24 protein-coding genes, 2 pseudogenes and 1 riboswitch are annotated in these 26,615 nt (G+C 65.1%); of the genes and pseudogenes, 21 read left to right on the plus strand and 5 right to left on the minus strand.

The genetic code is table 11. The annotated features are described in order from the left end of the window. Positions 1-61: 61 nt before the first annotated feature. Together ACVWY3_RS32185 and ACVWY3_RS32190 are read left to right on the plus strand one after the other, a co-directional pair. A complete protein-coding gene (locus ACVWY3_RS32185; protein ID WP_092220437.1) occupies positions 62-850 on the plus strand; it encodes an enoyl-CoA hydratase in 789 nt (262 codons plus the stop codon). Continuing rightward, positions 847-1,602 (plus strand): hypothetical protein, encoded by a 756-nt coding sequence (locus tag ACVWY3_RS32190; protein ID WP_456842059.1) that lies wholly within the window; start codon positions 847-849, stop codon positions 1,600-1,602. The genes ACVWY3_RS32185 and ACVWY3_RS32190 overlap by 4 nt, the downstream gene beginning before the upstream one ends. A gap of 92 nt (positions 1,603-1,694) precedes the next feature. Here the strand turns inward: ACVWY3_RS32190 and ACVWY3_RS32195 are convergent, their stop codons facing one another. Next, positions 1,695-2,504 carry an SDR family oxidoreductase gene (locus tag ACVWY3_RS32195; protein ID WP_456842060.1) on the minus strand — a complete coding sequence of 270 codons (810 nt, stop codon included), beginning with the start codon at positions 2,502-2,504 and terminating at the stop codon, positions 1,695-1,697. A 140-nt stretch (positions 2,505-2,644) separates the two neighbouring features. Next, a pseudogene (locus ACVWY3_RS32200) lies at positions 2,645-3,704 on the minus strand (polysaccharide deacetylase family protein). Between the two features lie 165 nt (positions 3,705-3,869). On the opposite strand from ACVWY3_RS32200, the gene ACVWY3_RS32205 reads away from it, so the two are divergent. From ACVWY3_RS32205 to phoB, 12 genes are all read left to right on the plus strand, one after another. Next, on the plus strand, positions 3,870-5,264 hold the full coding sequence (locus tag ACVWY3_RS32205) for an OmpA family protein (RefSeq protein ID WP_456842061.1): 1,395 nt from the start codon (positions 3,870-3,872) through the stop codon (positions 5,262-5,264). Between the two features lie 2 nt (positions 5,265-5,266). Next, a complete protein-coding gene (locus ACVWY3_RS32210) occupies positions 5,267-5,563 on the plus strand; it encodes a hypothetical protein (protein WP_456842062.1) in 297 nt (98 codons plus the stop codon). A gap of 119 nt (positions 5,564-5,682) precedes the next feature. Continuing rightward, positions 5,683-6,273 (plus strand): TetR family transcriptional regulator C-terminal domain-containing protein, encoded by a 591-nt coding sequence (locus ACVWY3_RS32215; RefSeq protein ID WP_456842063.1) that lies wholly within the window; start codon positions 5,683-5,685, stop codon positions 6,271-6,273. Further along, positions 6,270-7,196: a haloalkane dehalogenase gene (locus ACVWY3_RS32220; RefSeq protein WP_456842064.1), complete on the plus strand. Its 927-nt coding sequence runs from the start codon at positions 6,270-6,272 to the stop codon at positions 7,194-7,196. Before ACVWY3_RS32215 ends, ACVWY3_RS32220 begins: the two co-directional genes overlap by 4 nt. Positions 7,197-7,920: 724 nt before the next feature. Continuing rightward, the gene (locus tag ACVWY3_RS32225; protein WP_456842065.1) at positions 7,921-8,976 is read left to right on the plus strand and encodes a UPF0104 family protein; all 1,056 of its coding nucleotides are present in this window, start codon (positions 7,921-7,923) and stop codon (positions 8,974-8,976) included. A 33-nt stretch (positions 8,977-9,009) separates the two neighbouring features. Next, positions 9,010-10,308 carry an ATP-binding protein gene (locus tag ACVWY3_RS32230; RefSeq protein ID WP_456842066.1) on the plus strand — a complete coding sequence of 433 codons (1,299 nt, stop codon included), beginning with the start codon at positions 9,010-9,012 and terminating at the stop codon, positions 10,306-10,308. 144 nt (positions 10,309-10,452) lie between these two features. Beyond that, positions 10,453-11,466: a phosphate ABC transporter substrate-binding protein PstS gene (gene pstS / locus ACVWY3_RS32235; protein ID WP_456842067.1), complete on the plus strand. Its 1,014-nt coding sequence runs from the start codon at positions 10,453-10,455 to the stop codon at positions 11,464-11,466. Between the two features lie 120 nt (positions 11,467-11,586). After that, positions 11,587-12,576: a phosphate ABC transporter permease subunit PstC gene (pstC, locus tag ACVWY3_RS32240; protein ID WP_456843511.1), complete on the plus strand. Its 990-nt coding sequence runs from the start codon at positions 11,587-11,589 to the stop codon at positions 12,574-12,576. Position 12,577: 1 nt separating this feature from the next. After that, positions 12,578-13,423 (plus strand): phosphate ABC transporter permease PstA, encoded by an 846-nt coding sequence (gene pstA / locus ACVWY3_RS32245; RefSeq protein WP_456842068.1) that lies wholly within the window; start codon positions 12,578-12,580, stop codon positions 13,421-13,423. Further along, the gene (gene pstB / locus ACVWY3_RS32250; protein ID WP_456842069.1) at positions 13,420-14,238 is read left to right on the plus strand and encodes a phosphate ABC transporter ATP-binding protein PstB; all 819 of its coding nucleotides are present in this window, start codon (positions 13,420-13,422) and stop codon (positions 14,236-14,238) included. The genes pstA and pstB overlap by 4 nt, the downstream gene beginning before the upstream one ends. Before the next feature lie 11 nt (positions 14,239-14,249). Next, the gene (phoU, locus tag ACVWY3_RS32255) at positions 14,250-14,966 is read left to right on the plus strand and encodes a phosphate signaling complex protein PhoU (protein WP_456842070.1); all 717 of its coding nucleotides are present in this window, start codon (positions 14,250-14,252) and stop codon (positions 14,964-14,966) included. Between the two features lie 22 nt (positions 14,967-14,988). Continuing rightward, positions 14,989-15,696, plus strand: coding sequence for a phosphate regulon transcriptional regulator PhoB (phoB, locus tag ACVWY3_RS32260; RefSeq protein ID WP_008143479.1), 708 nt, complete (start codon positions 14,989-14,991; stop codon positions 15,694-15,696). Positions 15,697-15,797: 101 nt separating this feature from the next. Here phoB and ACVWY3_RS32265 read toward each other — a convergent pair whose 3' ends face one another. Beyond that, positions 15,798-16,310 (minus strand): GcrA family cell cycle regulator, encoded by a 513-nt coding sequence (locus tag ACVWY3_RS32265; RefSeq protein WP_027564820.1) that lies wholly within the window; start codon positions 16,308-16,310, stop codon positions 15,798-15,800. A gap of 456 nt (positions 16,311-16,766) precedes the next feature. Here ACVWY3_RS32265 and ACVWY3_RS32270 point away from each other — a divergent pair, with 456 nt between their 5' ends. The 3 genes from ACVWY3_RS32270 (at position 16,767) to ACVWY3_RS32280 (ending at position 20,207) form a co-directional block, all read left to right on the plus strand. After that, complete coding sequence (locus ACVWY3_RS32270; RefSeq protein ID WP_456842071.1) at positions 16,767-17,969, plus strand: acetylornithine transaminase; 1,203 nt, start codon at positions 16,767-16,769, stop codon at positions 17,967-17,969. Further along, positions 17,969-18,892, plus strand: a complete 924-nt coding sequence (gene argF / locus ACVWY3_RS32275) for an ornithine carbamoyltransferase (RefSeq protein ID WP_456842072.1) — start codon at positions 17,969-17,971, stop codon at positions 18,890-18,892. Before ACVWY3_RS32270 ends, argF begins: the two co-directional genes overlap by 1 nt. A 307-nt stretch (positions 18,893-19,199) precedes the next feature. Further along, positions 19,200-20,207, plus strand: coding sequence for an Hsp33 family molecular chaperone (locus tag ACVWY3_RS32280; protein ID WP_456842073.1), 1,008 nt, complete (start codon positions 19,200-19,202; stop codon positions 20,205-20,207). Between the two features lie 166 nt (positions 20,208-20,373). Here the strand turns inward: ACVWY3_RS32280 and apaG are convergent, their stop codons facing one another. After that, positions 20,374-20,778, minus strand: coding sequence for a Co2+/Mg2+ efflux protein ApaG (gene apaG / locus ACVWY3_RS32285; RefSeq protein WP_456842074.1), 405 nt, complete (start codon positions 20,776-20,778; stop codon positions 20,374-20,376). Positions 20,779-20,948: 170 nt separating this feature from the next. Between apaG and ACVWY3_RS32290 the strand changes: the two genes are divergently transcribed. From ACVWY3_RS32290 to ACVWY3_RS32300, 3 genes are read left to right on the plus strand one after another with little or no spacing between them, the layout of a single operon-like run. Beyond that, complete coding sequence (locus tag ACVWY3_RS32290) at positions 20,949-22,181, plus strand: OpgC domain-containing protein (protein WP_456842075.1); 1,233 nt, start codon at positions 20,949-20,951, stop codon at positions 22,179-22,181. After that, positions 22,181-22,963, plus strand: coding sequence for an SGNH/GDSL hydrolase family protein (locus tag ACVWY3_RS32295; protein ID WP_456842076.1), 783 nt, complete (start codon positions 22,181-22,183; stop codon positions 22,961-22,963). Before ACVWY3_RS32290 ends, ACVWY3_RS32295 begins: the two co-directional genes overlap by 1 nt. Positions 22,964-22,975: 12 nt before the next feature. Beyond that, positions 22,976-23,968 carry an SGNH/GDSL hydrolase family protein gene (locus tag ACVWY3_RS32300; protein WP_456842077.1) on the plus strand — a complete coding sequence of 331 codons (993 nt, stop codon included), beginning with the start codon at positions 22,976-22,978 and terminating at the stop codon, positions 23,966-23,968. Between the two features lie 66 nt (positions 23,969-24,034). Here the strand turns inward: ACVWY3_RS32300 and ACVWY3_RS32305 are convergent, their stop codons facing one another. Next, complete coding sequence (locus tag ACVWY3_RS32305; protein ID WP_456842078.1) at positions 24,035-25,222, minus strand: O-succinylhomoserine sulfhydrylase; 1,188 nt, start codon at positions 25,220-25,222, stop codon at positions 24,035-24,037. A gap of 74 nt (positions 25,223-25,296) precedes the next feature. After that, positions 25,297-25,376: riboswitch (SAM riboswitch) on the minus strand. A gap of 80 nt (positions 25,377-25,456) precedes the next feature. On the opposite strand from ACVWY3_RS32305, the pseudogene ACVWY3_RS32310 reads away from it, so the two are divergent. Beyond that, positions 25,457-26,595, plus strand: a pseudogene (locus ACVWY3_RS32310) (2'-deoxycytidine 5'-triphosphate deaminase). Positions 26,596-26,615 lie beyond the last annotated feature (20 nt).

The following is a 26,615-nucleotide window of genomic DNA, read 5'->3' on the forward strand; positions in this document are numbered from 1 at the left end:
CACCAGAGTTCTCGCTTCGCGAGCCCCCGAACGAAGTACATAGCAACAAGGAAGACGTCCCATGAACGACATGGTCCTGCAAAAGCTCGAAGGCGGACTGCTCACCATCACGATGAATCGCCCGGAGCGGAAGAACGCGCTCAACCCCGAGATGGTGGCCGGCCTCGTCGAGGCGGCGCGGCGCGCGGCCGATGATCCCGAGGTGCGTGCGGTGCTGTTCAAGGGCGCGGGCGGCTCGTTCTGCGTCGGCGGCGACGTCAAATCGATGGCGGCAGGTCGCGCGCCGCTGCCGTTCGAGCAGAAGCTGGCGAATCTGCGGCGCGGCATGGAGGTCTCGCGCATCCTGCACCAGATGCCGAAACCCGTGGTGGCGCAGCTCGACGGCGCCGCGGCCGGCGCAGGTCTGTCGATGGCGTTGTCCTGCGACCTGCGCATTGCCAGCGAGTCCTGCAAGATCACGACGGCCTTTGCAAAGGTGGGCTTCTCCGGGGATTACGGCGGCACCTATTTCCTGACCCAGTTGCTCGGCAGCGCGCGGGCGCGCGAGCTCTATCTGATGTCGCCGGTGCTGACCGCGAAGGAAGCGCATGCGATCGGCATGGTGACGAAGGTCGTGCCCGACGCCGAGATCGACACGGCGGCGCACGAGCTCGCGTTATCGCTGGCGCAGGGCCCCTCGATCGCGCTCGGCTTCATCAAGCGCAACATCAACAATGCCGAGCATCTGGCGCTGGAAGATTGCTTCGACGGCGAAGCGATCCATCATACCCGCTGCGGCGACACAGAGGATCACAAGGAGGCCGCAAAGGCCTTCGTCGAGAAGCGCAAGCCGACCTTCAAGGGCGCATGACCGCGGCGCCCTATATGCGGCTGCGGCAGATCTGCCTGGTCGCGCCGCAGCTTGCGCCCGTGATCTCCCATATCGCGGAGATCATGGGCCTTTCGGTCTGCTATCGCGACGGCAACGTCGCCAAATACGGCCTTGAGAACGCGCTGCTCCCGGTCGACACGATCCTGCTGGAGGTGGTGGCGCCGTTCAAGAACGGCACCGCGGCAGGCCGCTTTATCGAGAAGACCGGCGGCCGCGGCGGCTACATGGCGATCTTCTGCTGCGACGATCCGGATGAGCGCGGCCGCAATGCGAACGCCATGGGCGTGCGCACCGCAAACGTCATTGACCACGCGCCCTATCACGGCGTCCAGCTCCACCCTCGCGACTGCCGCGCCGCCTTCATCGAGTTCAACCACACCCAAGGCAGCGACGACATTCTAGGTCCGTACCCGCCCGCCGGGCCGGATTGGCAAAAGTTCATCCGCAAGGATGTGACTCAGGCGCTGACTGCGGTGGAGATGCAGAGCCCGGACCCGCAGGGGCTCGCGGAGCATTGGAGCAAGATCATCGGCGTTGCGGCTGGCAACGCCGAGTTGAAGCTGCCCAACGCCACCTTTCGCTTCGTGAAGGGCGGGAGCGAGATCATGAGCGCGCTGGAGTTCCGGGTGGTCGACGTCGCAAGCGCGTTGCATGCGGCCAAGGCGAAGGGGCTCGCCGTTGCGGGCAACGAGTTTTTGCTGGGCGGGGTGACCTTCCGGCTTGTTGCTTGATCACCTGCGAAGTTTCTCGTTGTGTCGTCATGCCCGGGCCATGACGAGATGGCGCCAGAACGGCAACTGGAATCTGCACATGCCGCAGCCCCTCAGCTATCCCACCCGCTCCCCTTGATCCCGGGGTTGGCATAGACGATGCCGCCGTCGACCGCGATGGTCGCGCCCACCACGTAATCTCCCGCGCGCGAGGCGAGATAGATCGCGGCGCCCGCCATGTCCTCGTCGGTGCCGATGCGCCCAGCGGGCACGCGGGTTGCGACCTCGTCGCCATGGTCGCGCGCGGCGCGGTTCATGTCAGACTGGAAGGGGCCGGGCGCGATCGCTGTGACGACGACGTGGTCGGAGATCAGCTTCACCGCCATGCGCCGGGTCAGATGGATCAGCCCGGCCTTGCTTGCGGCGTAGGAATAGGTCTCCATCGGGTTGACGAAGATGCCGTCGATCGAGGCGATGTTGATCACCTTCGCCGGCCGCTCGGCGGAAGCCGCCGCGCGCAACGGCGCGGCCAGCGCCTTGGTCAGGAAGAACGGCGCCTTGACGTTGAGGTTCATCACCTTGTCCCAGCCGCTCTCCGGAAATTCGTCGAACTCGGCGCCCCAGGCGGCACCGGCATTGTTGACGAGGATGTCAAGCTTCGGTTCGCGCTTCTTGAATTCGCCGGCGAGCAGCTCGGCGCCGGCAACCGTCGAGATGTCGATCGGCAGCGCGATGCATTCGCCGCCATAGCGTGCGGAGAGCTCCTTGGCAGTCTCCTCGCAAGGCCCGGCCTTGCGCGCCGTGATGTAGACCTTCGCCGCGCCGGCGCTGAGAAAGCCCGCCGCAATCATCTTGCCGATGCCGCGCGAGCCGCCGGTGACGAGCGCGATGCGGCCTTTGAGCGAGAACAGGTCGTTGAACATGGTGCCTCCCTAGGGTTGGTGCTCGTTGTGGGCGTGGAGGCGAGGGGAGTCAAGAAAGGCGCGACACCGAGCTGAGCGTGTTGCGCGAGGCCGGTTCAAACTCACTAGGTGTCGTCCACGCCTAGTGCGCAATGGAGCAGCTACGCCGCCGCGATCCGGCGAAAGCCGTTCCACATCGCGGTCGCGGCACCCGAGGTCAGCACCGGCAGGATCCGCGTGTCCTGGTAATTGCCGTTGAGCGAGACGCGCGGCAGCGCGGTCATGTGGTCGGCGTTCTCGGCGAACAGCATGCCGGGACGCGTCGTCACTGCGGTCTTGAAGCCGGCGGATGCGGCAAGGGCGAATTCGCGCATCCCGGCCGCCTCGCGGTCGCCATAGGGATAGGCGAAATGCAGCACGGGGCGCCCCAGGGCCTGCTCGATCCGCGCGCGGCCCACCGCCATCTCCTGCGCGGCAAGGTCCTCTGCCTGCTTGGCGAGATTGCAATGGCTGATGGTGTGGGCGCCGATCGTGACCAGGGGATCGGCGGCAAACGCCTTCACCTCGTCCCAGGTGAGGCACAGGCTGCGGCAAAGCGCCTCCATGTCGACGCCGTATGTCGTGCAGAGCTGCTCGATCTCGCGCCTGAGATCGCGCTCGTCCGGCAGCGCGCGCAGCCAGTCATGCAGGCGATCGAACGCCGCCTGCTTCGCGGCGGGCGTGCTCGCATCGAGGCGCAGTGCGGCTTTGCCGATTCTGACGTCGATCTGCTCGGCCGTGGCGATGACGGCCTCCAGCGCCGCCCACCACAGCTGTCCCAATCCTTCCCGCGAAATCGCTGGCGACATAGACGGCCAATGGCGCGTCAAATTCGCGCAGCACCGGCAGCGCATAGTCCACATTGTCGCGATAGCCGTCGTCGAGCGTGAAGGCGGCGAAGCGGCGGTCGAACCGGCCCTGCCGCAGCCGCTCATGCAGCTCGTCCATGCTGACGATGTCGATGTCGCGCGAGCGCAGATGGCACAACGTGGCGCGCAGGAATTCGGGGGTGACTTCGAGATGCCGGTTCGGCTGGAACGCGCCCTCGCGGGCCGGCCGCACGTGGTGCAGCATGAATATGGCGCCCACGCCCGACAGAAGCGGACGCAACAGGTGGTGCGCCCCGCTGAAATAGAGTGCTCCCAGCCCGGCGCGGATGACGTTATTGCGGAGTTGTTTCATTGCAGGCTGGGCGACCCCCGGGCATTCCGCCCTCAACTTAGGGTGGGACCCTTGAAGAAAAAGTTATTCCAATTGTCCGGCAGGGCCTTCGGAAAGGCGCCATTTCCGGTTTGACAGCCCGCCAAGGGTTTGTTTTGTCTCCGGTTCCAGAGTTCGGGTCGTCGAATGCAGAAGCTTTTCAGGTGGGCCAGCAAATGGTGGCCGGGGCTCATCCCCCTGGCCGTCATGTGGGGATTTGCGGCCTGGAATAATACCTTGCCGGTCGAGGCGGACCTCTCGTCCCGCAGCTCGGCGGCGCTCAAGGACACCGTCCTGGACAAGACCCGGATCACGGTGGACGGTCGCGACGTCAGCTTGGCTGCGGAAGCGTTTTCCGAGGAAGGGCGCCGCGACGCCGTGATGGCGGTCGAGATGGTTCCCGGCGTGCGCCTGGTCGACGACCTCACCCGCCTTGTTCCCGAAGCAAAGCCCTTCGTGTGGAACGCCGAACGCGACGTGGTGCGGGTGACACTGTCGGGCTCCGCGCCGCTGCCGTCGATGAAGCAGCGGCTGACCGAGGCCGCCCGCAAGGAGGTCAATGGGGTCGAGGTCGCCGATCAGATGGCCCTGGCGCGCGGGGCGCCGCCGCGGTTCGAGGCGGCCGCGATGTTGCTGCTCGACCAGATCGGCAAGCTCAAGGACGGCAAGATCACGATCTCCGACACCAAGGTCAGCCTGTCTGGTATGGCGCGCGAGCTCGGCGGCCGCGAGGCGATCGCCGCCGCGCTGAAGAACCTGCCCGAGGGCTTCTCTGTCGCGGCGAACGATATCAAGGCGCCGCCTTACATCTTCCAGGCCTACAAGGACCCGGTCGCAGCGACCGTGACGCTGACCGGCTACGTGCCCGACAACAACGTGCACGCGGCGATCGCGACCAGCGCGTCGCGCAAATTCTTCGGCGAGAAGGTGGTCGACAATCTCAAGGCCAGCATCGGCGCGCCCGGCTCGTTCAACACCGCCGTGGTCGCCGCGCTCGGCGCGCTGTCGCGGCTGTCGACCGGCACGCTCGTCGTCTCCGATCGCGAGGTGAAGCTGTCGGGGGATGCGCTCTATGAAGGCGCCGCCAACGACATCCGTGCCGGGCTCGGCAAGGACTTTCCGAAGAACTGGCAGTACAAGCCCGAGATCACCGTGAAGCCCGCCGCGGGCCCGGTCGATGGCACCGTGTGCCAGCAATTGTTCACCGAGCTCCTGAACAAGGGCAAAATCCGTTTCGCCACGAAGCGCGCCGATATTGATCCGGATTCCGCCGGCATTCTCGATCACCTCATCGAGACTGCGCTGCGCTGCCCCACCACCGACATCGAGGTCGCCGGGCATACCGATGCCGACGGCGAGGATTCCTTCAACCAGGCTCTCTCGGAGAAGCGCGCGCAGGCAGTGATCGACTATCTGGTCAAGGCCGGCCTGCCCGCCACCCGCTTCACCGCGGTCGGCTATGGCGCCACGCAGCCCCTTGCCGGCAACGACACCGACGACGGCAAGGCGCAGAACCGCCGCATCGAATTTCTGGTGAGGTGACGATGCCCTATCTCGTCTCATTCCACATGGGTTGGCTGATCGGCTCGCTGCTGCTCGGCTTTTGCATGGGCTGGATCTCGGTGGTCCAGCGCGGCAACGGCACTTCGAAAGTGACCGCGCGCTGGCTCGCCGTGCTTGCCGCAGCCCTGGTTGCGGCCTCGTTCACGCATGTGGTCCCCGGCCGCTTCGGCTATTGGCTCGATCTCGGCCTGATCATGTTCGCCTGCTATCTCGTCGGCTGCACCATCGGCGCCTGGCTGCGCGACCGCGTGGTGTCGCGGAGCATGCCTGCGGCCTGATGAGCCCGCGGGTCCGGCAGCGGGCCGATCTCACACTCCGATAATGGTCTGATCGCCAAGGGCTGCGAAAAGACAAGTTCGCGCTTGACAACAATACGTACGTACGTATTATACGGCCCATGCCGAAGCCTTCACTCAAAGACGCCATTCTCGATGCCGGCCTGAAAGTCATGTTCCGGACCGGCTATCATGGCACTAGCGTGCGCGACGTCACCGCTGCGGCGGGCGCGCCGCAGGGATCATTCACCAATCATTTCCGCTCCAAGGAGGCATTCGCCTCCGAGGTGCTCGACCGCTATTTCGGCATCACCAGGGGATTGGTCGCCGAGGCGCTCGAGGACACCTCGCTGACTCCGCGCGCGCGGCTGAAGCGCTATCTCGACATCATCACCGGCCGGCTCGAGGCCGACGGCTACGGCCGCGGTTGCCTGATCGGCGATCTCAGCCTGGAGGCGACCGGCAGCAGCGAGCTGCTACGCGCTCGTCTTGCCGAGATCTTTGCCGAATGGCGCGTGCCGTTCGCGGCCTGCATCAGGGATGCCCAGACCAGCGGCGAGATCGCCTCGGATTTCGAGCCCGCAGAGCTTGCCGATTTCCTGCTCGCATCCTGGCAGGGCGCCATTCTGCGCATGAAGGTCGACCGCAATCCCAAAGCGCTCGAGCGATTCAAGACCATCGCATTCCAAACCGTGTTCAAGGAGCTGACATGACCAAGCAGACCGAGATTCGCACAGCGTCCGTCCTGGGGAGCAACATGGCCTATCGCGAGGCAGGCGCGGCAGGCGCGCCGGTCGCGCTGTTCCTGCACGGCAATCCCACCTCCTCGCACATCTGGCGCAATATTTTGCCGCTGGTATCGCCGCTCGCGCATTGCATCGCGCCCGACCTCATCGGCTTCGGCCAGTCCGGCAAGCCCGACATCGCCTATCGCTTCTCCGATCACGTCCGCTATCTCGACGCCTTGATCGACGAGCTCGGCATCTCCTCGGCCTATCTCGTCGCGCAGGACTGGGGCACCGCGCTCGCATTTCATCTCGCCGCGCGCCGGCCGGAGTTCGTGCGCGGACTTGCCTTCATGGAGTTCATCCGCCCGATGCCGACCTGGCAGGATTTCCACCACACCGATGCGCCGGAGGAGCAGGATCATGCGGAGGCGGCGAGGGCCGTGTTTCGCAAGTTCAGGACGCCCGGTGAAGGCGAGGCCATGATCCTCGAGGCCAATGCGTTCGTCGAGCGCGTGCTGCCCGGCGGCATCGTGCGCAAGCTGCGCGAGGACGAAATGGCGCCCTATCGCGCGCCATTCCCGACGCCGGAAAGCCGCCGCCCCATTCTCGCCTTCCCGCGCGAGCTGCCGATCGCGGGCGAGCCGGCCGATGTCTATGCGACGCTTCAATCCGCGCATGCGGCGCTGGCCGCATCATCATACCCAAAGCTGCTGTTTGCAGCTCAGCCCGGTGCGCTCGTTGCGCCGGAATTTGCCGAGCGGTTTGCGGCCTCGTTGAAGCATTGCTCCTTGGTCCAGCTGGGCGCGGGATTGCATTTTCTCCAGGAAGATCACCCCGAGGCGATCGGCCGCTCCGTCGCAGGCTGGATCGCCGGTATCGAGGCGATGCGTCCGCAGCTCGCGGCTTGAGGGAGGGGCGAGAGGCCTGAAGTGACCAACGTCTACTGCTGTCCCTACGGCTAGACTGATGGACAAGCGCGCCGCTTTGGCGGCGGCTCGTCATACCCGGGCTTGTCCCGCCTGCGCGGCCGAAGCCGCTTCGGCGAGGCGAAGGCCCGGGTATCCACGTTCTTCGCGCCGAAGGCAGGCGTGGGTGGCCGGGGCAAGCCCGGCCATGACGCCGTGGAAGCATAGGCGCTCCCAGAAAGCTCTGACGTCATGTGCGCTTGCGAAGCCAGCTAGTGTAGCTCCGCGTCTGAAAGCTCGCCTCCATGGCAGGACCCCAACAGCCTGCAGCCCATCGCAAAAATCCGCGGCACAACAGTCGGCCGGCCCCTCTTTCACAGGCGGGCACGGGCCATAGATTGACGTCGGCTTAAAACGTGACGGAACATTGTGCGGCTGAAATCATCAAAACTTCATGGCGCTTGCGCAGGATTGCTATGGAGATTCGCCTCAAGCCTTGCCGCCGAAAGCGCCAAACCGTGCATCCGGAGCCCGCAGCCTGCCTAAAACATTGAAGGCACGAGTTTTTGTTCGAATTGTCGAATTCCACTCGGCCCCAAAACGCGCTAGTGGAGGGGCGGGGGGCATGCGCGATGCCGGAGCCGGCGGCGAGCGTTCGTTGAGTGCCAGTGCGTCGTCCGCCTGTTCGCCGGCCACCCCGGCCGCTGAAGCGTTGTTCGAGGTCTAGATGCTGGAAGCCATACGCAGGGCGATGTCGTTTCTGCGCCAGAAGCAAATCCTGCACAAACTTGGAGTTGTGATCAGCGTCGCGGTCATCGGCATCGCTTGCTATGTGCTCTACCACATGTTGCGCGGCATCGACTTCAACGAGGTCCTCGAGGCGATCAAAAGCACCGAGCCGAGCCAGATCGCCATGGCCGCCCTGTTCGTCGCCGCCGGCTATTTCACCCTGACCTTCTACGACCTGTTCGCGGTGCGCGCGATCGGTCATTCCCACGTGCCCTATCGCGTCAACGCGCTCGCCGCCTTCACTAGCTATTCGATCGGGCACAATGTCGGCGCCAGCGTCTTCACCGGCGGCGCAGTGCGCTACCGCATCTACTCGGCCTACGGGCTGAACGCGATCGACGTCGCAAAAATCTGCTTTCTCGCCGGCCTGACCTTCTGGCTCGGCAACGCCGCCGTGCTCGGCCTCGGCATTTCCTATCATCCGGAGGCTGCCGCCTCGATCGACCAGCTTCCGGCCTGGTTGAACCGGACGCTGGCCATGATGATCATCGTGGCCCTCGTCGCCTATGTGGTCTGGGTCTGGACCCAGCCGCGGGTGGTCGGCCGCGGTCCCTGGACCGTGGTGCTGCCGGGCGGCCCGCTGACGCTGCTCCAGATCGCGATCGGCATCGTCGATCTCGGCTTCTGTGCGCTCGCGATGTACGTGCTGGTCCCGGACGAGCCCAATCTCGGATTCGTCGTGGTCGCCGTGATCTTCGTCTCGGCGACCTTGCTCGGCTTTGCCAGCCACTCGCCCGGCGGCCTCGGCGTGTTCGACGCCGCCATGCTGGTCGGCCTCTGGCAGATGGACCGCGAGGAACTCCTCGGCGGCATGCTTCTGTTCCGCGTCCTCTATTATCTGTCCCCCTTCGTCATATCTGTAATCTTGCTGACGTTTCGCGAAGTCATAATCGGCGCACGATCGAAGCGTTTGCAGCAGGCGGCGCTCAAGCTCGACCCCGGCCCGGCGCGCGAAGCCGCCTATGTGAGAGAGCGCAGCGACAGCGGCGCCTGAACGGCGTCGAGTCCTTAGGAGAAGCCCGCACCGATGGCGATCGACGCCCCATCGTCTCCCTCCGCGCAGCCCTGGTCCGACCGGCTGCGCCATTCCACCGTCATCCTGATCGCCGCGGCGCTGGCGCTGTCGGTCGTGGTCTCGCTCGGCGAATTGTCCGTGATCCGCGCCGCGACAGTATTCCTCTGCATCGCGGCTGCGGCGCTGATCCCCTGGCGGCTGCACGACAACGCCGCCTCGCGCGACGACACCCGCCGCGTCAACCCGGTCGAAAGCGCGGCGGTGGCCGCGGTGGTCGCCGGCATGCCGGATCCGGCGGTGCTGCTCGACCGCGCCGGCCGCGTCATCCATCTCAATGCCGCAGCCGCCCAGCTCGCGCCGGCGCTGCGCAAGAACGAGCTCGCCCAGTTCGCGCTGCGCTCGCCGGAGATCATCACCGCGCTGCGCGAGTCGATCGCGACCACCGAGCCACGGCGCGCCACCTACCTCGACCACGTTCCGGTCGACCGCTGGATGGAGCTGATCATCACCCCGGTGCCGGTTCCGACCACCTTCGGCGGCGCCGACAAATGCATGCTGATGACCTTCCACGACCAGACGCCGCTGCGCCGGGTCGAGGAGATGCGCGCCGACTTCGTCGCCAATGCCAGCCATGAGCTGCGCACGCCGCTGGCCGCGCTGTCCGGCTTCATCGACACGCTGCAGGGCCAGGCCAAGGACGATCCGAAAGCACGCGAGCGCTTTCTCGGCATCATGCACAACCAAGCCACCCGCATGGCGCGCCTGATCGACGATCTGCTCTCGCTGTCGCGGGTCGAATTGTCGGCCCATGTGCGGCCCGACACGCTGGTCGACCTGCTGCCGATCATCTTCCAGGTCGCCGACGGGCTGGAGCCGCTGGCGCGGGAGCGCCAGGTCGAGGTCGAGACCCATCTGCCGGAGACCCCCGTCATGATCGCGGGCGATCGCGAGGAGCTGCTGCGCCTGTTCGAGAACCTGATCGAGAACGCGCTCAAATACGGCGCCTCGGGCGGCCGGGTCATCGTGTCGCTGACGGTTCCGGCAGACACGGATGGAACCCAGGAAATCCGGGTCCTTGTGCGCGATTTCGGTCCCGGCATCGCGCCCGAGCACCTGCCGCGCCTGACCGAGCGGTTCTACCGGGTCGACGTCGGCGACAGCCGCTCGCAGGGCGGGACCGGGCTCGGATTATCGCTGGTCAAACATATTCTTAACCGTCATCGCGGGCGGCTTTTGATCGAAAGTGTGCCCCGGCAGGGCGCCACCTTCACCGCCTGTTTTCCTCAGGTGAAGAACCTGACACAGAGCTGAAATCAAAGCGATTCCAGTCGCTTGGTGGTGTCATCCAACTGTCACGAAACCTTCGTAAAAGCACAGCCGACCGCTCCTAAAGGGGCGGCGCGGGGAGCGCGATCGGGCGCGGATGGCGCTTCGTTCCCCTGTATGGAGACCAGCATGAATTTCATCAAAACTATCGTCGCTGCTGGCTTGGTCGCCGCAACGACGACGGCAGCCTTTGCTGCCGACATCACGGGTGCCGGTGCGACCTTCCCGTTCCCGATCTATTCGAAATGGGCTGACGCCTACAAGAAGGAGACCGGCAACGGTCTGAACTATCAGTCGATCGGCTCGGGCGGCGGCATCAAGCAGATCCAGGCCAAGACCGTGACCTTCGGCGCCAGCGACGCGCCGCTCAAGGCAGAGCAGCTCGAGAAGGACGGCCTCGTCCAGTGGCCGATGGTGATGGGCGCGATCGTTCCCGTCGTCAATATCGAGGGCGTCAAGGCCGGCGAGCTGGTGTTCGACGGTGAGACCCTTGCCAACATCTATCTCGGCAAGATCACCAAGTGGGACGACGCCGCGATCAAGAAGCTCAATCCGAACGTGAAGCTGCCGTCGGATGCCATCACCGTGGTCCGCCGCTCGGACGGCTCGGGCACCACCTTCAACTTCACCAACTATCTCTCCAAGGCCAGCGCGGACTGGAAGAGCAAGGTCGGTGAGGGCACCGCGGTCGAGTGGCCGGTCGGCGTCGGCGCCAAGGGCAACGAAGGCGTGTCGGGCAACATCAGCCAGACCAAGAACTCGATCGGCTATGTCGAGTACGCCTATGCCAAGCAGAACAAGCTGACCTACACCGCCCTAATCAACAAGGCCGGCAAGACGGTTCAGCCGACCGTCGAAGCCTTCCAGGCGGCTGCTTCCAACGCCGACTGGGCCAAGGCTCCCGGCTACTACGTCATCCTGACCGACCAGCCCGGCGACAAGTCCTGGCCGATCACCGCGGCGACCTTCATCCTGATGCACAAGGAGCCGGCGGATAAGGCGGCGTCGAAGGAAGCCATCAAATTCTTCACCTGGGCGTTCAAGAACGGCGCCAAGGCCGCCGAGGAGCTCGACTACATCCCGATGCCCGAGAGCGTCGTGAAGCTGATCGAGAAGACCTGGTCGGCCGACATTAAGAGCTAAGGCGCTCTCGATTGCCGGGACCTCAAAGACGTCCGCTCCGGATCGGCCTCGCGCTGCATCCGGAGCGCAGCACCGACAACAAGCGTATATAAACAGGTACAGGGGATCGGCGTGGCAGAGATGGCTGTCGAGAGCAATGTAGTTGATGCCGCCGGACCGTACGATCGCGCCAAGGCGTTGAGCGCGTTCAAGCTCGGTGACCTCACCTTCTACTGGATCACGCGGCTCAGCGCGATCTCCGTGCTGCTGATCCTCGGCGGCATCATCGTTTCGCTGATCGTCGGTGCCTTCCCGGCGATGAAGGAATACGGCCTCTCGTTCCTGTGGACGCAGCGCTGGGCGCCGTCGGCAGATCCCCCCGTGCTCGGCGCGCTCGGCCCGATCTACGGCACGCTCGTCACCTCGTTCATCGCGATGCTGATCGCCATTCCGGTCGGTCTCGGCATCGCCATCTTCCTCACCGAGCTGTGCCCGCAATGGGCGCGCCGCCCGATCGGCATGGCAATCGAGCTGCTCGCCGGCATCCCCTCGATCATCTACGGCATGTGGGGCTTCTTCGTGCTGGGCCCGTTCCTGGCCAACACCTACCAGCCGTTCATGATCAAGATCTCCGACGGCATCCCCGTGCTCGGCGCGATCTTCGCCGGTCCCCCGTCCTATCTCAGCCTGTTCAATGCCTCGCTGATCCTCGCCATCATGGTGCTGCCCTTCATCACCTCGATCTCGGTCGACGTGTTCAAGACGGTGCCGCCGGTGCTGAAGGAAGCGGCCTACGGCGTCGGCTGCACCACCTGGGAAGTCGTCCGCAGCGTGGTGATCCCCTACACCCGCGTCGGCGTCATCGGCGGCGTCATGCTGGCGCTCGGCCGCGCGCTCGGCGAGACCATGGCGGTGACCTTCATCATCGGCAACTCGTTCCGCATCTCCTCGTCGATCTTCGCCCCGGGCACCACGATCTCGGCGGCGATCGCGTCCGAGTTCGCCGAAAGCGACGGCCTGCACCAGTCCGGCCTGATCCTTCTCGGCCTCCTGCTGTTCGTGCTCACGTTCTTCGTGCTCGCCGCCGCGCGCCTGATGCTGCTGCGTCTCGAAAAGAAGGCGGGGAAGTAACATGAACCCGATTTACGCACGCCGCCGCCGCATGGACATCGTCATCCGTGCGCTCTGCCTTGCCGCCGCCGCCTTCGGCGTCACCTGGCTCGCGCTGATCCTGCTGACGCTGCTCTACAACGGCCTGACCGGGCTCAACCTCCAGGTCTTCACCGAAAACACCCCGCCGCCCGGCTCGACCGAGGGCGGCCTCCTCAACGCCATCGTCGGCTCGCTGATCATGACCGCGCTCGGCGTCGGCATCGGCGCGCCGCTCGGCCTGTTCGCGGGCACCTATCTCGCCGAGTACGGCCGCAACGACAAGCTGACCTCGGTGATCCGTTTCATCAACGACATCCTGCTGTCGGCGCCCTCGATCATCATCGGCCTGTTCATCTACGGCGCGGTCGTGGTGCCGATGCGCGGCTTCTCGGCCATCGCCGGCTGCCTCGCGCTCGCCGTGATCGTCATTCCGGTGGTGCTGCGCACGACCGAGGACATGCTGCTGCTGGTGCCGAACGCATTGCGCGAGGCTGCCTCCGCGCTCGGTCTGCCGCGCTCGCTGGTGATCAAGCGCATCGCCTATCGCGCGGCGCGCTCGGGCCTCATCACCGGCGTGATGCTGGCCACCGCCCGCGTCGCCGGCGAGACCGCGCCGCTGCTCTTCACCGCGCTGTCGAACCAGTTCTTCAGCCTGAGCCTGAACAAGACGATGGCCAACCTGCCGGTGACCATCAACAACTTCGTGCAGAGCCCCTATGCCTACTGGAAGCAGCTCGCCTGGAGCGGCGCCCTGCTGATCACGTTGACCGTGCTTGCCCTGAACATTGGCGCGCGCATCCTGAGCGCCGAGAGGACCGCAAAATGAGCGATATGTCAGTTACCGTCAGTACGCCCGTTCAGCACGGCTCGCAGCCGCTGCCCGAGGCCCCGGCCAAGGTGACGGTGCGCAACCTCAACTTCTATTACGGCGAGCACCACGCGCTGAAGAACATCAACCTGACGCTCGGCACCAATCGCGTCACGGCGTTCATCGGCCCGTCGGGCTGCGGCAAGTCGACCCTACTGCGCATCTTCAACCGGATGTACGACCTCTACCCGGGCCAGCGCGCCACCGGCCAGCTGATGCTCGACCAGACCAACATCCTCGACCCCAAGCTGGACCTCAACCTGCTGCGCGCCCGCGTCGGCATGGTGTTCCAGAAGCCGACGCCGTTCCCGATGACGATCTACGAGAACATCGCGTTTGGCATCCGTCTCTATGAGAAGATCTCGAAGTCCGAGATGGACGACCGCGTCGAGAAGGCGCTGCGCGGCGGCGCGCTGTGGAACGAGGTCAAGGACAAGCTCAATGCGTCCGGCCTCTCGCTCTCCGGCGGCCAGCAGCAGCGCCTCTGCATCGCCCGCACCGTCGCGGTGCGGCCCGAGGTGATCCTGTTCGACGAGCCCTGCTCGGCGCTCGACCCGATCTCGACCGCCAAGGTCGAAGAGCTGATCCAGGAGCTGTCCGAGAACTACACGATCGCGATCGTCACCCACAACATGCAGCAGGCGGCCCGCGTCTCCGACAAGACCGCCTTCATGTATCTCGGCGAGTTGATCGAGTTCGACGATACCAGCAAGATATTCACTTCGCCGAGCGATCGGCGCACGCAGGATTACATCACCGGCCGGTTCGGCTGAGGAGACGGGATATGGGTTCTGAACATACCGCAAAGGCCTTCGACACCGACCTCCAGGAGCTCACCCGCCTGGTCGCCGAGATGGGCGGCCTCGCCGAGCGCATGATCGTCGATTCCGTCGACGCGCTGATCCGTCGCGACGTCGTGCTCGGCCAGCGCGTGGTCGCGACCGACGCCGAGATCGACGCGCTCCAGAAGAAGATCGAGGAGCGCGCCGTGCTCACCATCGCCCGCCGCCAGCCGATGGCGGTGGACCTGCGCGAGATCGTCGGCGCCATGCGCGTCGCCACCGATCTCGAGCGCATCGGCGATCTCGCCAAGAACATGGGCAAGCGCGTCGCGGCGCTGGAGACGGACTTTCATCCGCTGAAGCTGTTCCGCGGCCTCGAGCACATGACCGACCTCGTGCAGCAGCAGGTCAAGTCGGTGCTGGACGCCTATGCCGCGCACGACCTGCCGGCGGCGATGGCGGTGTGGAAGGGCGACGAGGAAGTCGACGCCATCTGCACCTCTCTGTTCCGCGAGCTTCTCACCTATATGATGGAGGATCCGCGCAACATCTCGTTCTGCATTCACCTGATGTTCTGCGCCAAGAACATCGAGCGCATCGGTGACCATGCCACCAACATCGCCGAGACCGTGTTCTACATGATCGAGGGCCAGGCGATCACCGACAAGCGGCCGAAGGGTGACATGACGACCTTTGCCACGACGATCCCGAATAGCTGAAGAGTCAAGGAGCGACGACACCATGGGCGCGCGCATTATGGTGGTTGAAGACGAGGAAGCTCTCACCGAGCTGCTTCGCTACAACCTCGAAGGCGATGGCTATGACGTCGAGACGGTGATGCGCGGTGACGACGCCGACACCCGTCTCAAGGAGCACATCCCCGACCTGATCGTGCTCGACTGGATGCTGCCGGGCCTCTCCGGCATCGAGCTGTGCCGACGGCTGCGCACCCGCCCGGAGACCAAGCAGCTTCCGATCATCATGCTGACCGCGCGCGGCGAGGAGAGCGAGCGGGTGCGGGGTCTTGCGACCGGCGCCGACGATTACATCGTCAAGCCGTTCTCCGTGCCGGAGCTGCTGGCGCGCGTGAAGGGCCTCTTGCGGCGCGCGAGCCCGGAGCGGCTCGCAACCGTGCTCGCCTATGGCGACATCGAGCTCGACCGCGACAAGCGTCGCGTCGCGCGCTCGGGCCGGCCGATCGATCTCGGTCCGACCGAATATCGCCTGCTGGAGTTCTTCCTCGAGCACCCCGGCCGCGTGTTCTCGCGCGAGCAGCTGCTCGACAGCGTCTGGGGCCGCGACATCTACATCGACGAACGCACCGTCGACGTGCATATCGGCCGTCTGCGCAAGCTGCTCAATCTCGGCCGCGAGCAGGACCCGATCCGCACCGTCCGCGGCGCCGGCTACGCGCTGGACGATCGCTTCGCGAAAGCGGAGCAGACGTAAGAACGGCTGCAAGCGAGCAAAATAAAAGCGTGCCGAGCGGCGCGCTTTTTTGCTTCGGATCGTCCCGGCCGCGTGCCGGGACGATGTCGTTGAAGCAGTGCTCAGCGCGTGCCCGGCTTCGCGGGCGCGCGGCGGCGATCCGCCGCCGGCTGGTAGGCGACGCGCGAGTGCTGCGCGCAATAGGGCAGGCCGGAGAGCGCCTTGCCGCCGCAGAAGAAGAAATCCGGGCTCGATGGATCGCCGACCGGCCAGTGGCAGGTCGCCTCGTTCAGCTCCAGGAGCGACAGCCGCTGGCTCATCGGCACCACGTTGTCGTAGGTGACCGGCTCGGCCTCCACCTCGACCTCGAAGGCCTGCGCCAGCGCGGTGTTGCCGCGCGAGATCGGGCGGCTCACGCGCATCATGTGCTGCGCGGGACGCGCCTTGCGCGGCCGGGGCGCGGCCGACGAGGGGCTCTTGGCGCGGCCGGACAGGCCGAGCCTGTGCACTTTGCCGATCACGGCATTGCGGGTCACATTGCCGAGCTCGGCCGCGATCTGGCTGGCCGAAAGTCCGGCCTCCCAGAGCTTCTTCAGCTGCTCGACGCGATCATCGGACCAGGTCAAAACCGTCATTGCACCCTTTCCCTCGCTGCCGGCCAGCCATCCTGGGGCCTCACAGCGAATGCCTAAGCCTTGAAAAACCCGTGCCGCCAGAATCCCTTAAGGCTCGCCGGGCACACAAGGTGCGCCCGAACGTTTACGCCGGTACATGAGGACTCTTGGGATCAGAACTGCTGCACGAGATGTCGTATCTGACAGTCCAAACGCTACAATATGGCGTGACTCGCGCGCAAGAGTCCGCCGACTCGCTTCCACATGTTCCGTGGTGAAAAATCCCGCAAAATCGGCACCGCAAGACTACGGATTCAGCGTTTCCTGGGGCTTTTCGGGCGGCATTGACACCCGTCTCACCAAGCATAAGATAGTCGTGCGTGCCGCCCTTAAAAGGCGGCACGTTTCGTTTTCCGGGCCGGTCAATGGTGCGTTGCGCAACGCACTCAGGCCGTCCGCAACATCCAAGTGATCGTCATGACCAACAGCGCCGCGCCGCATTTGCTCCCCGTTTTCGCCAGGGCCGACCTCGGTTTCGAGCGCGGCGAAGGCTGCTGGCTGATCGCGACCAACGGCGAGCGCTATCTCGACTTCACATCGGGCGTCGCGGTGAATGCGCTCGGCCATGCTCATCCCGCGCTGGTCAAGGCGCTGCAGGAGCAGGCGACGAAGCTCTGGCACATGTCGAACCTGTTCCAGAGCCCCGATGGCGAGAAGCTCGCCGCGCGCCTATGCAGCGAGAGCTTTGCGGATTTCGTTTTCTTCTGCAATTCCGGCGCCGAGGCGCTGGAGGGCGTGATCAAGCTGGTCCGCCATCATCACTTCTCCAAGGGTCATCCCGAGCGCTACCGCATCATCACCTTCGAAGGCGCCTTCCACGGCCGCACGCTGGCAACGCTGGCTGCGACGGGAGCTGCAAAATATCTCGAAGGTTTCGGCCCGCCGATGGACGGTTTCGACCAGGTGCCGCATGGCGACATCGAGGCCGTAAAGAAGGCGATCGGTCCGCAGACCGCCGGCATCCTGATCGAGCCGATCCAGGGTGAGGGCGGCGTGCGTTCGTCGCCGCCCGCCTTCCTCAAGGCGTTGCGCCAGCTCTGCGACGAGAAGGGCCTGCTGCTCGCGTTCGACGAGGTGCAGACCGGAATGGGCCGCACCGGCGATCTGTTCGCGCATCGGCGCACCGGCGTCACGCCTGACGTGATGTCGCTGGCGAAAGCGCTCGGCGGCGGCTTCCCGATTGGCGCAGTGCTGGCGACCGCGGAGGCGGCGGCTGGCATGGGCCCCGGCTCGCATGGTTCGACCTTCGGCGGCAATCCGCTCGCGATCTCGGCTGCGAACGCCGTTCTCGACGTCATGCTCAAGCCCGGCTTTTTCGATCACGTGCAGAAGATGTCGCTGCTGCTCAAGCAGAAGCTCGCCTCCGTGATCGACCGTCACCCCGACGTCGTCAGCGAGGTGCGCGGCGAGGGGCTCCTGATCGGCATCAAGGCCGTGGTGCCCTCCGCCGATCTGGTCGCAGCGCTGCGCAACGAAAAATTGCTCACCGTCGGCGCCGGCGACAATGTCGTGCGTTTCCTGCCGCCTCTGGTCGTCACAGAAGCCGAGATCGAGGATAGCGTCGTGCGGCTCGAGCGCGCCTGCACGGCCCTTGCCGCCAACAAGCGGGCGGCAAGCTGATGAGCAGTTCACCCAAGCATTTCCTCGATATCAACGAGCTGCCGCTCACCGAGCTCAAGCGCATGCTTGCCGCATCCTCCGCGATGAAGGCGAAGCAGAAGGCGCACCAGCCGGTGAAGCCGCTCGAAGGCAAGACGCTGGCCATGATCTTCGAGCGTCCCTCGACTCGCACCCGCGTTTCGTTCGACGTCGCCATGCGCCAGCTCGGCGGCGAGCCCATCATGCTCACCGGAGCCGAGATGCAGCTCGGCCGTGGCGAGACCATCGCCGACACTGCGCGCGTGCTGTCGCGCTATGTCGATGCCATCATGATCCGCATCCTCAACCACGAGGCGCTGCTCGAGCTTGCGCAACATGCGACCGTGCCCGTCATCAACGGCCTGACGCGGCGTTCGCATCCCTGCCAGGTGATGGCCGACCTCATGACATATGAGGAGCATCGGGGCCCGATCGAGGGCCGGACGGTGGCCTGGACCGGCGACGACAACAACGTGCTGGCGTCCTGGGCTCACGCCGCCGAGCGCTTCAAGTTCAAGCTCAACGTCGCAACGCCCCCGGAGCTCGCGCCGAAGAAGGTGATGCGCGACTGGATCAAGGCGACGAATGCGCCGATCGTGCTCGGCACCGATCCTGAGGCCGCCGTGAAGGGCGCCGACTGCGTCGTCACCGATACCTGGGTGTCGATGGGCGACAAGGAAGGCGAGCACCGGCACAACGTGCTCAAGCCCTATCAGGTCAATGCCAAGCTGATGTCGCTCGCCAAGCCAGACGCGCTGTTCATGCACTGCCTGCCGGCCCACCGCGGCGAGGAGGTCACGGATGACGTGATCGACGGCCCGCAATCGGTCGTGTTCGACGAGGCTGAAAACCGCCTGCACGCGCAGAAGGGCATTCTGGCCTGGTGCTTCGACGCGGTGACGTAATCTCGCCGAAGCCCCGGCGGTCGCCTCACAGATCGTTGTCCCTGCGAACGCACTGCGAACGCAGGGGCTACCGCGGAATCTCTCGCGCGGCGGACGCTAAAGGCCGACAGTCTTCGCCAAACCCAGGCCTGCGGTCATGCGTATCGGGTTCGCGCTTTCGCCTTCGCTCTTCGAGCTTCGGCGGACAAGTCGCGCGCCCCGGGACGACATCGAATCTGCAGGATCGTGTGCGATCATGACTGCATCCGGAACACACCGCCCCTCGCGGCCCTTCCATTCCACCACCTCCGACCCCAGATAAAGCGCCATGGTTTTCCAATCCCCTGACATGAAGACCGGGCCTGAAGGCCCGGTTCGCGCGCCATCAGCGGTTCCGATCGATGACGCCGTGCTGCCCTACGAGGTCGACGCGCTCGACGTGCGCGGTCGCCTGGTGCGGCTCGGGCCCGCGCTCGATGAGATCCTGACCAAGCACGATTATCCGGCGCCGGTCGGCAAGCTGCTCGGCGAGGCCATCGTGCTGACGACGCTGCTCGGCTCGGCGCTGAAATTCGAGGGCCGCTTCATCCTCCAGGCCCAGACCGACGGTCCGGTGTCGTTCCTGGTGGTGGACTACCAGGCGCCGGATCGCCTGCGCGCCTATGCGCGCTTCGATGCCGCGCGCCTTGGTGTCGCCAAGGACTCCGGCACGCTGCTCGGCCGCGGTCATCTCGCCATGACCATCGACCAGGGTCCCGACATGAGCCGTTACCAGGGTCTGGTCGCGCTCGACGGCGGTAGTCTGGAAGACGCCGCTCACGAATATTTCCTGCGCTCCGAGCAGATCCCGACCAAGGTGCGCCTTGCGGTCGGCGAGGAGTGGCGCAGTAGCGATGGCGGCAAGCATCGCTGGCGCGCCGGCGGCATGCTGATGCAGTTTCTGCCGAAAGCCCCGGAGCGCGCGCGGCAGGCCGACCTGCATCCCGGCGATGCCCCTGAAGGCGCCGAAGTGCACAGCGTTGCCGAGGACGACGCCTGGGTTGAGGCACGCTCACTGATCGAGACCGTGGAGGATGTCGAGCTGATCGATCCCGAGCTGTCCGGCGAGCGGCTGCTTTACCGCCTCTTCCACGAGCGCGGCGTGCGCGTGTTCAAGCCGTTGTCTCTCAAGGCGCAATGCTCCTGCTCGCGAGATGCGGTCGCGTCCATGCTGAAGAGTTTTTCGCCGGACGATCGCGCCGCGATGGTCAAGGACGACAAGGTCGTCGTGACCTGCGAGTTCTGCAGCTCGGTGTACCAGTTCACGCCGCATGAGGCGGGTGTGGAGGACGCGTAAGGCGTCTGTTGTTTTCGTATTGCACCCACTCAGGGTCATCGCCCGCGAAGGCAGGCGACCCAGTGCTCCGAGACGGTGGTGATGGAAGCGAGAGGCTGCGGCGTACTGGATGCCCCCGGTCAAGCCGGGGCATGACAGTTGTGAGCGTTGCGGCGAACTGCGCGTCCTAGTTCAGCACCCGCTTGCTGTCCGGGCTGTCCAACGAGAATGTCGGCACCTCGATCTCGAAGCGTTCGCCGCTTTCGCTGACCATCTGGTAGCGGCCGGTCATGAAGCCGGAGGCGGTCGAGAGCGGGACGCCCGAGGTGTATTCGAAGCGCTCGCCAGGAGCCAGGATCGGCTGTTCGCCGACGACCCCCTCGCCCTTCACCTCCTGCTGGCGGCCGGAGGCGTCGGTGATGATCCAGTGCCGCGTCTTGAGCTGCACGGTCTCGTCGCCCGAATTGGTGATGACGATGGTGTAGGACCAGAAAAAGCGCGAGCGGTCGGCCGACGACTGCTCCGGAACAAAGTTCGGCTCGACGGTCACTTCGATCTGACGGGTCACGGCGCGGTACATGGCTGCCATCATAACGAAATCCGGGTCCGGAACCAAACGCCTGAGGCGGTTTTCGCGACATCGTCCCGCCAGAATTCGCAAGGAAGTAGACCCCAAATGTGATCCGGCCGCTTTGCGAGACGATGGCCGGACCTGTAAACTCCTTCATGCGTCGCGACTTGCGCAAGGGTTTCTAGGCCCCAATGACCATTGCCGACCAAGTGACGGGATCGATCGCGGGAACCGCAAAACCGCGCGCGGCCGCGCCGGCCATCTCGCTGCCCGCCATCGGCGAGCGCGAGTTGCGGCTCGACCTGTTCCGCGGCCTCGCGTTGTGGCTGATTTTCATCGACCATCTGCCGCCGAGCCTTCTGACCTGGTTCACGATCCGCAATTACGGCTTCAGCGACGCCACCGAGATCTTCATCTTCATCTCCGGCTACACCGCCGCCTTCGTCTACGGCCGGGCGATGCTGGAGAGCGGCGTCGTCATCGCCACCGCGCGCGTCCTGCGGCGCGTCTGGCAGATCTACGTCGCCCACGTCTTCCTGTTCACGATCTTCCTCGCCGAGATTTCCTATGTGGCGACCAGCTTCGAAAACCCGCTCTACACTGAAGAAATGGGGATCATGGACTTCCTCAAGCAGCCCGACATCACCATCGTGCAGGCGCTGCTGCTGCGCTTCCGTCCCGTCAACATGGACGTGCTGCCGCTGTATATCGTGCTGATGCTGGCGTTGCCGCTGATCCTGTGGTCGATGAAGTGGAAGCCCGACGTCACGCTCGCGCTCTCGGCCGCGCTCTATGCGGTGACCTGGGAATTCGATCTCTACTTCTCCGCCTATCCGAACGGCTTCTGGGCGTTCAATCCGCTCGCCTGGCAATTGCTGTTCGTGTTCGGCGCATGGTGCGCGCTCGGAGGTGCGCGGCGCATGTCGCGTATCCTGGCCTCGCCGGTGACGATGTGGATCGCGATCGCCTATATCGTCGCGGCGTTCTACGTGACGCTGACCTGGTACGTGCCGCAGCTGTCGCATTTCATGCCGAAGCGGCTCGAGCAATGGATGTACCCGATCGACAAGACCGATCTCGATGTGCTGCGCTTCACGCATTTCCTGGCGCTGGCGGCGCTCACCGTGCGCTTTCTGCCGCGGGAGTGGCCGGGCCTGAGATCGCCCTGGCTGCGCCCGCTGATCCTGTGCGGCCAGCACTCCCTCGAGATCTTCTGCCTCGGCGTCTTCCTCGCCTTTGCCGGCCATTTCATCCTGGCCGAAGTCTCCGGCGGCGCGGTCATGCATGCGCTGATTAGTCTCTGCGGAATCCTGATCATGTGGGGCGTGGCTTCGGTGATTTCGTGGTACAAGCGCGTGGCTGACAAGAGCGGTGCGAAAACCAAAAACGCCGTCGGCAACGCCGATCTGGCGGGAGGGGGCTGATGAAGGCGAAGGTTCTCCTGAGCCTGATCCTGCTATGCGGTAGCCTCGCCGCGCCCCACGCGCGCGCGGGCGATGCTGCGCCTGCTGCCGCTCCTGCCGCGCCCGCAGCCTGCGAATTGCCATCTTATCTGCTGACCAGCGAGAGTCAGCTTCCCAGGGTCGCCGAGGTCGTCAAATCAGGCAAACCCCTTGAAATCCTGGTCATCGGCAGCCGTTCGACCACCATTCCGGCCTCCGAGGACGCGTCCTATCCGGCGCGCATGCAGGCGGTCCTGAAGGAAATGCTCCCGCCGTCGGCGGCCGTGCACGTCTCCGTAGAAATACAGAGCAAGAAAACGGCCGAGGAGGCGGCCGGAACCTTCGTTAAGCTGATGGAAGCAAAAAGGCCTACTTTGGTCATCTGGCAGACCGGGACCGTGGATGCTATCCGAGCCATCGATCCCGACGATTTCCGCGGCGCTGTGACCGAAGGGGTTGCCGCGCTGCAAAATGCAGGGGCTGACGTCGTCTTGATGAATTTGCAGTACAGCCCGCGTACCGAAACCATGATCTCGGTGCCGCCATATCTCGACAACATGCGGGTGGTGGCGCAGGAGCATGATGTCCCGCTGTTCGATCGTTTCGCGATCATGCGGCAGTGGAATGATCAGGGGCAGTTCGACCTGTTCAGCCCGTCCCGCGGGCCGGAGCTAGCGAAACAGGTCCATGATTGCCTCGGCCGGGCGTTGGCACAGTTCGTGATCGACGCTGCCCATCTGGGGCCTGCCCAGCAGCAGAATTGAGGACTAGCGTTAATGAGTACCTTCCGCCCTTTTTGCCTGACTGCATCGCTGGCTGCGCCCGTAGCGGCAGCGCTGCTGTTGCTGACCCCGGCCTCGCAGACGCGCGCCCAGGCGCAAGCCGCGCAGGCGCAGGCGACGCCCGCGCAATCGGCTAATCCCGCTCCCGCATCGCCTGCCCAGACCACCGTCGGCGCGACCTCGCCCGAGCAGCGCGGCATCACCTCGCGCGCCATCGACAAGGTGAAGCAGGTGGCGAAATCCGCCAGCGACATCTTCAGCCGCGTGCCTTGCCTGCCGCCGAAGGGCGGCTCGAAGGCGATGGGCTCGCTGCCGCATGTCGCAAGCAAGCTCGTCGCCGGCCAGCCCGTTGTCATCGTCGCGTTCGGCTCGTCGTCGACCGCGGGATTTGGCGCGAGCTCGCCGGAGTTCAACTATCCGAACCGCCTCGCCGCGCAGCTGCGCCGGCAATATCCGACCGCCAACATCACCGTCGTCAATGCCGGCGTCGGCGGCGAGGATGCGCCCGAGATGATGAAGCGCCTCCAGAAGGAGGTGATCGACGTGCATCCGGATCTGGTGATCTGGCAGGTCGGCACCAACGCCGTGCTGCGCAATCTCGATCCCGGCGACACCGCCAAGATGGTGGAGGACGGCATCGCCCGCATCCAGGCCGCCGGCGGCGCCGACATCGTGCTGGTCGATCCGCAATATTCCCCGGCCGTGAATCAGCGCGCCGAGAGCGCTGGCAAGATGGTGAAGCTGCTCGGCAAGGTCGCCGAGCTTCGTCACGTCGGCATCTTCCCGCGCTTCGAGGTGATGCGCGACTGGCACGAGAAGCAGTCGATCCCGGTCGAGAGCTTCGTGATCGCCGACGGCCTGCACATGAACGATTGGGGTTATGCCTGCTTCGCCCAGCTGCTCGGCGACGACATCATCCGCTCCGTCGGCCAGATCAAGATCGGCGTGAACGTGCCCGCGGACGTGCGGACGTACCGGCCGATGTAGAGCGAATAGGAATGGCGAGGAGCGAACAGAGATTCTATTCGCCGCTCACTATTCGCCATTCGCCCGTCAGGCCTTCTCCAGCGCTGCCGTCAGATCCTCGATCAGATCGTCCGCATGCTCGAGGCCCGCGGAGAAGCGGATGAATCCCTCGCTGATGCCGAGCGCGGCACGGTCTTCCGGTTTCAGGCGCTGATGCGTCGTGGTCGCCGGATGCGTGACGAGGCTCTTGGCATCGCCGAGATTGTTCGAGATCTTCGCAAGTTTGAGCTCGTTGAGCACGCGGAACGCCGCGGACTTGCCGCCCTTGACCTCGAAGCCGATCAGCGTCGAGCCGCCGCGCATCTGCTTTTTCACCAGCGCCGCCTGCGGATGATCGGCGCGACCGGGATAGACCAGCCGCGAAATCTTCGGATGGCTCGCCAGCACCTCGGCGATCCGCGCCGCCGTGTCGGTCTGCGCGCGCACGCGCACGCCCAGCGTCTCCAGGCCCTTGAGCAGGACCCACGCGTTGAACGGCGAGATCGATGGGCCGGTCTGGCGCATGAAGTTATGGATGTGCTCGGCGATGAACGCTTCCGACGACAGGATGATGCCGCCGAGGCAGCGGCCCTGGCCGTCGATGTGCTTGGTCGCGGAGTAGACCACGACGTCGGCGCCGAGCGCCAGCGGGCTCTGCCAGATCGGGGTCGCGAACACGTTATCGACCACCAGCCGCGCGCCGCCCCTGTGCGCGATCTCGGCGATGCCGGGAATGTCGAGTACGTCGAGCGTCGGGTTGGTCGGGCTCTCCAGGAAGAACGTCTTGGTGTTGGGCTTGAGCGCGCGCTGCCACTGGTCGAGATCGAGGCCGTCGACCAGCGTGGTCTCGATGCCGTAGCGTGGCAGCAGGTCCTGGACGACGTAGAGGCACGAGCCGAACAGCGCGCGCGAGGCGACCACGTGATCGCCGGCCTTCAGTGGCGCCAGGATCGCGGTGGTGACAGCGGCCATGCCGGTTGCCGCCGAGCGGGCGGCTTCGGCGCCTTCGAGCTCGATCATGCGGCGCTCGAACATCGCGATTGTCGGGTTGGAGTAGCGCGAATAGATGAAGCCGGGGTCCTCGCCCTTGAACCGCGCCTCGCACTCCTCGGCGCTGTTGTAGACGTAGCCTTGCGTCAAGAACAGCGCCTCCGACGTCTCGCCATATTGCGAACGCAGGGTGCCGGAATGGACCAGGCGGGTTTCGGGGCGGTAGGTGGTAGGCGACTTCGACATAGGACCCTCCGACATGACCGTCTCGTTGAAAACGGCCACAAAAAAACCGGCCTGGATATCTCCACGGGCCGGGATCACAGAGGTCCCCGGCCTGTTTAGCGACTTATTTAACGTGGCTGCAAGCCGGCCGGCTCAAATCACCACGGGATAAGTGATGCTCATATTCCGCAATGCCCTTTCCGTCAAGGCGTCCATCGGATAGCCGTAAAAGGCTAGTATTTCCGGCATGTCCGGATGCGTTTGCCCCTTCATGAGGACCCCCGGTTGAGCTTTACGGTTGCCGCCGACGCCAATGGTATCCTGCCCGACCGCATGATCGCGGCGATGGCGGAAGCGGGCCTCATCCTGCCCGCATACGACTTCGTCGAAAGCCAGATCCAGCCGGCGAGCCTCGATCTGCGCCTCGGTGACATCGCCTATCGCGTCCGCGCCAGCTTCCTGCCCGGCCCCGGCGCCACCGTCGCCGAGCGCATCGACGAGTTGAAGCTGCACGAGTTCAGTCTCGCCGACGGCGCGGTGCTGGAGACCAACTGCGTCTACATCGTGCCGCTGCTGGAAAGCCTGGCGCTGCCGCCGGAGATCGTCGCGGCCGCGAACCCCAAGAGCTCGACCGGCCGGCTCGACGTCTTCACCCGAGTCATCGCCGACGGCACCCGCCGCTTCGACATGATCGGCGCCGGCTATCATGGTCCGCTCTATGCCGAGATCAGCCCGAAGACGTTTCCGGTACTGGTGCGCGAAGGCTCGCGCCTGTCGCAGGTGCGCTTCCGCACTGGTGACGCCATCCTCAATGCCGACGAGCTCGACGGCTTGCATGCCGCCGAGCGCCTCGTCGACATCGACGATGCCGATCTCTCCGGCGGCGTCGCCCTGTCGGTCGATCTCTCGGGGGAGAAAGCCAGCGGCTTCGTCGGCTATCGTGCCAAGCGCCACACCGGCGTCGTCGATGTCGATCGCCGCGCCGGCTACGCGGTGGAGGATTTCTGGGAGCCGATCTCCGCGCGCCCCGACGGCAGCCTGATCCTCGACCCCGGCGAGTTCTATATCCTCGCCTCCAAGGAAGCAGTGCAGGTGCCGCCGGATTACGCCGCGCGGAGATGGTGCCGTTCGATCCGCTGGTCGGGGAATTCCGCGTGCACTATGCCGGCTTCTTCGATCCCGGCTTCGGTTACGCCGGCGCCGGCGGGCAGGGTGCGCGCGCCGTGCTCGAAGTGCGCTCGCGCGAAGTGCCGTTCATTCTGGAGCACGGTCAGATCGTCGGCCGCCTCGTCTACGAGAAGATGCTGGCGCGCCCCGATGCGATGTACGGCCAGCGCATCGGTTCCAACTACCAGGCGCAGGGCCTCAAACTATCGAAGCATTTTCGGGTGTAGTTCCACAATCTACTGTCATG

The organism is Bradyrhizobium sp. USDA 4486, assembly GCF_054057995.1.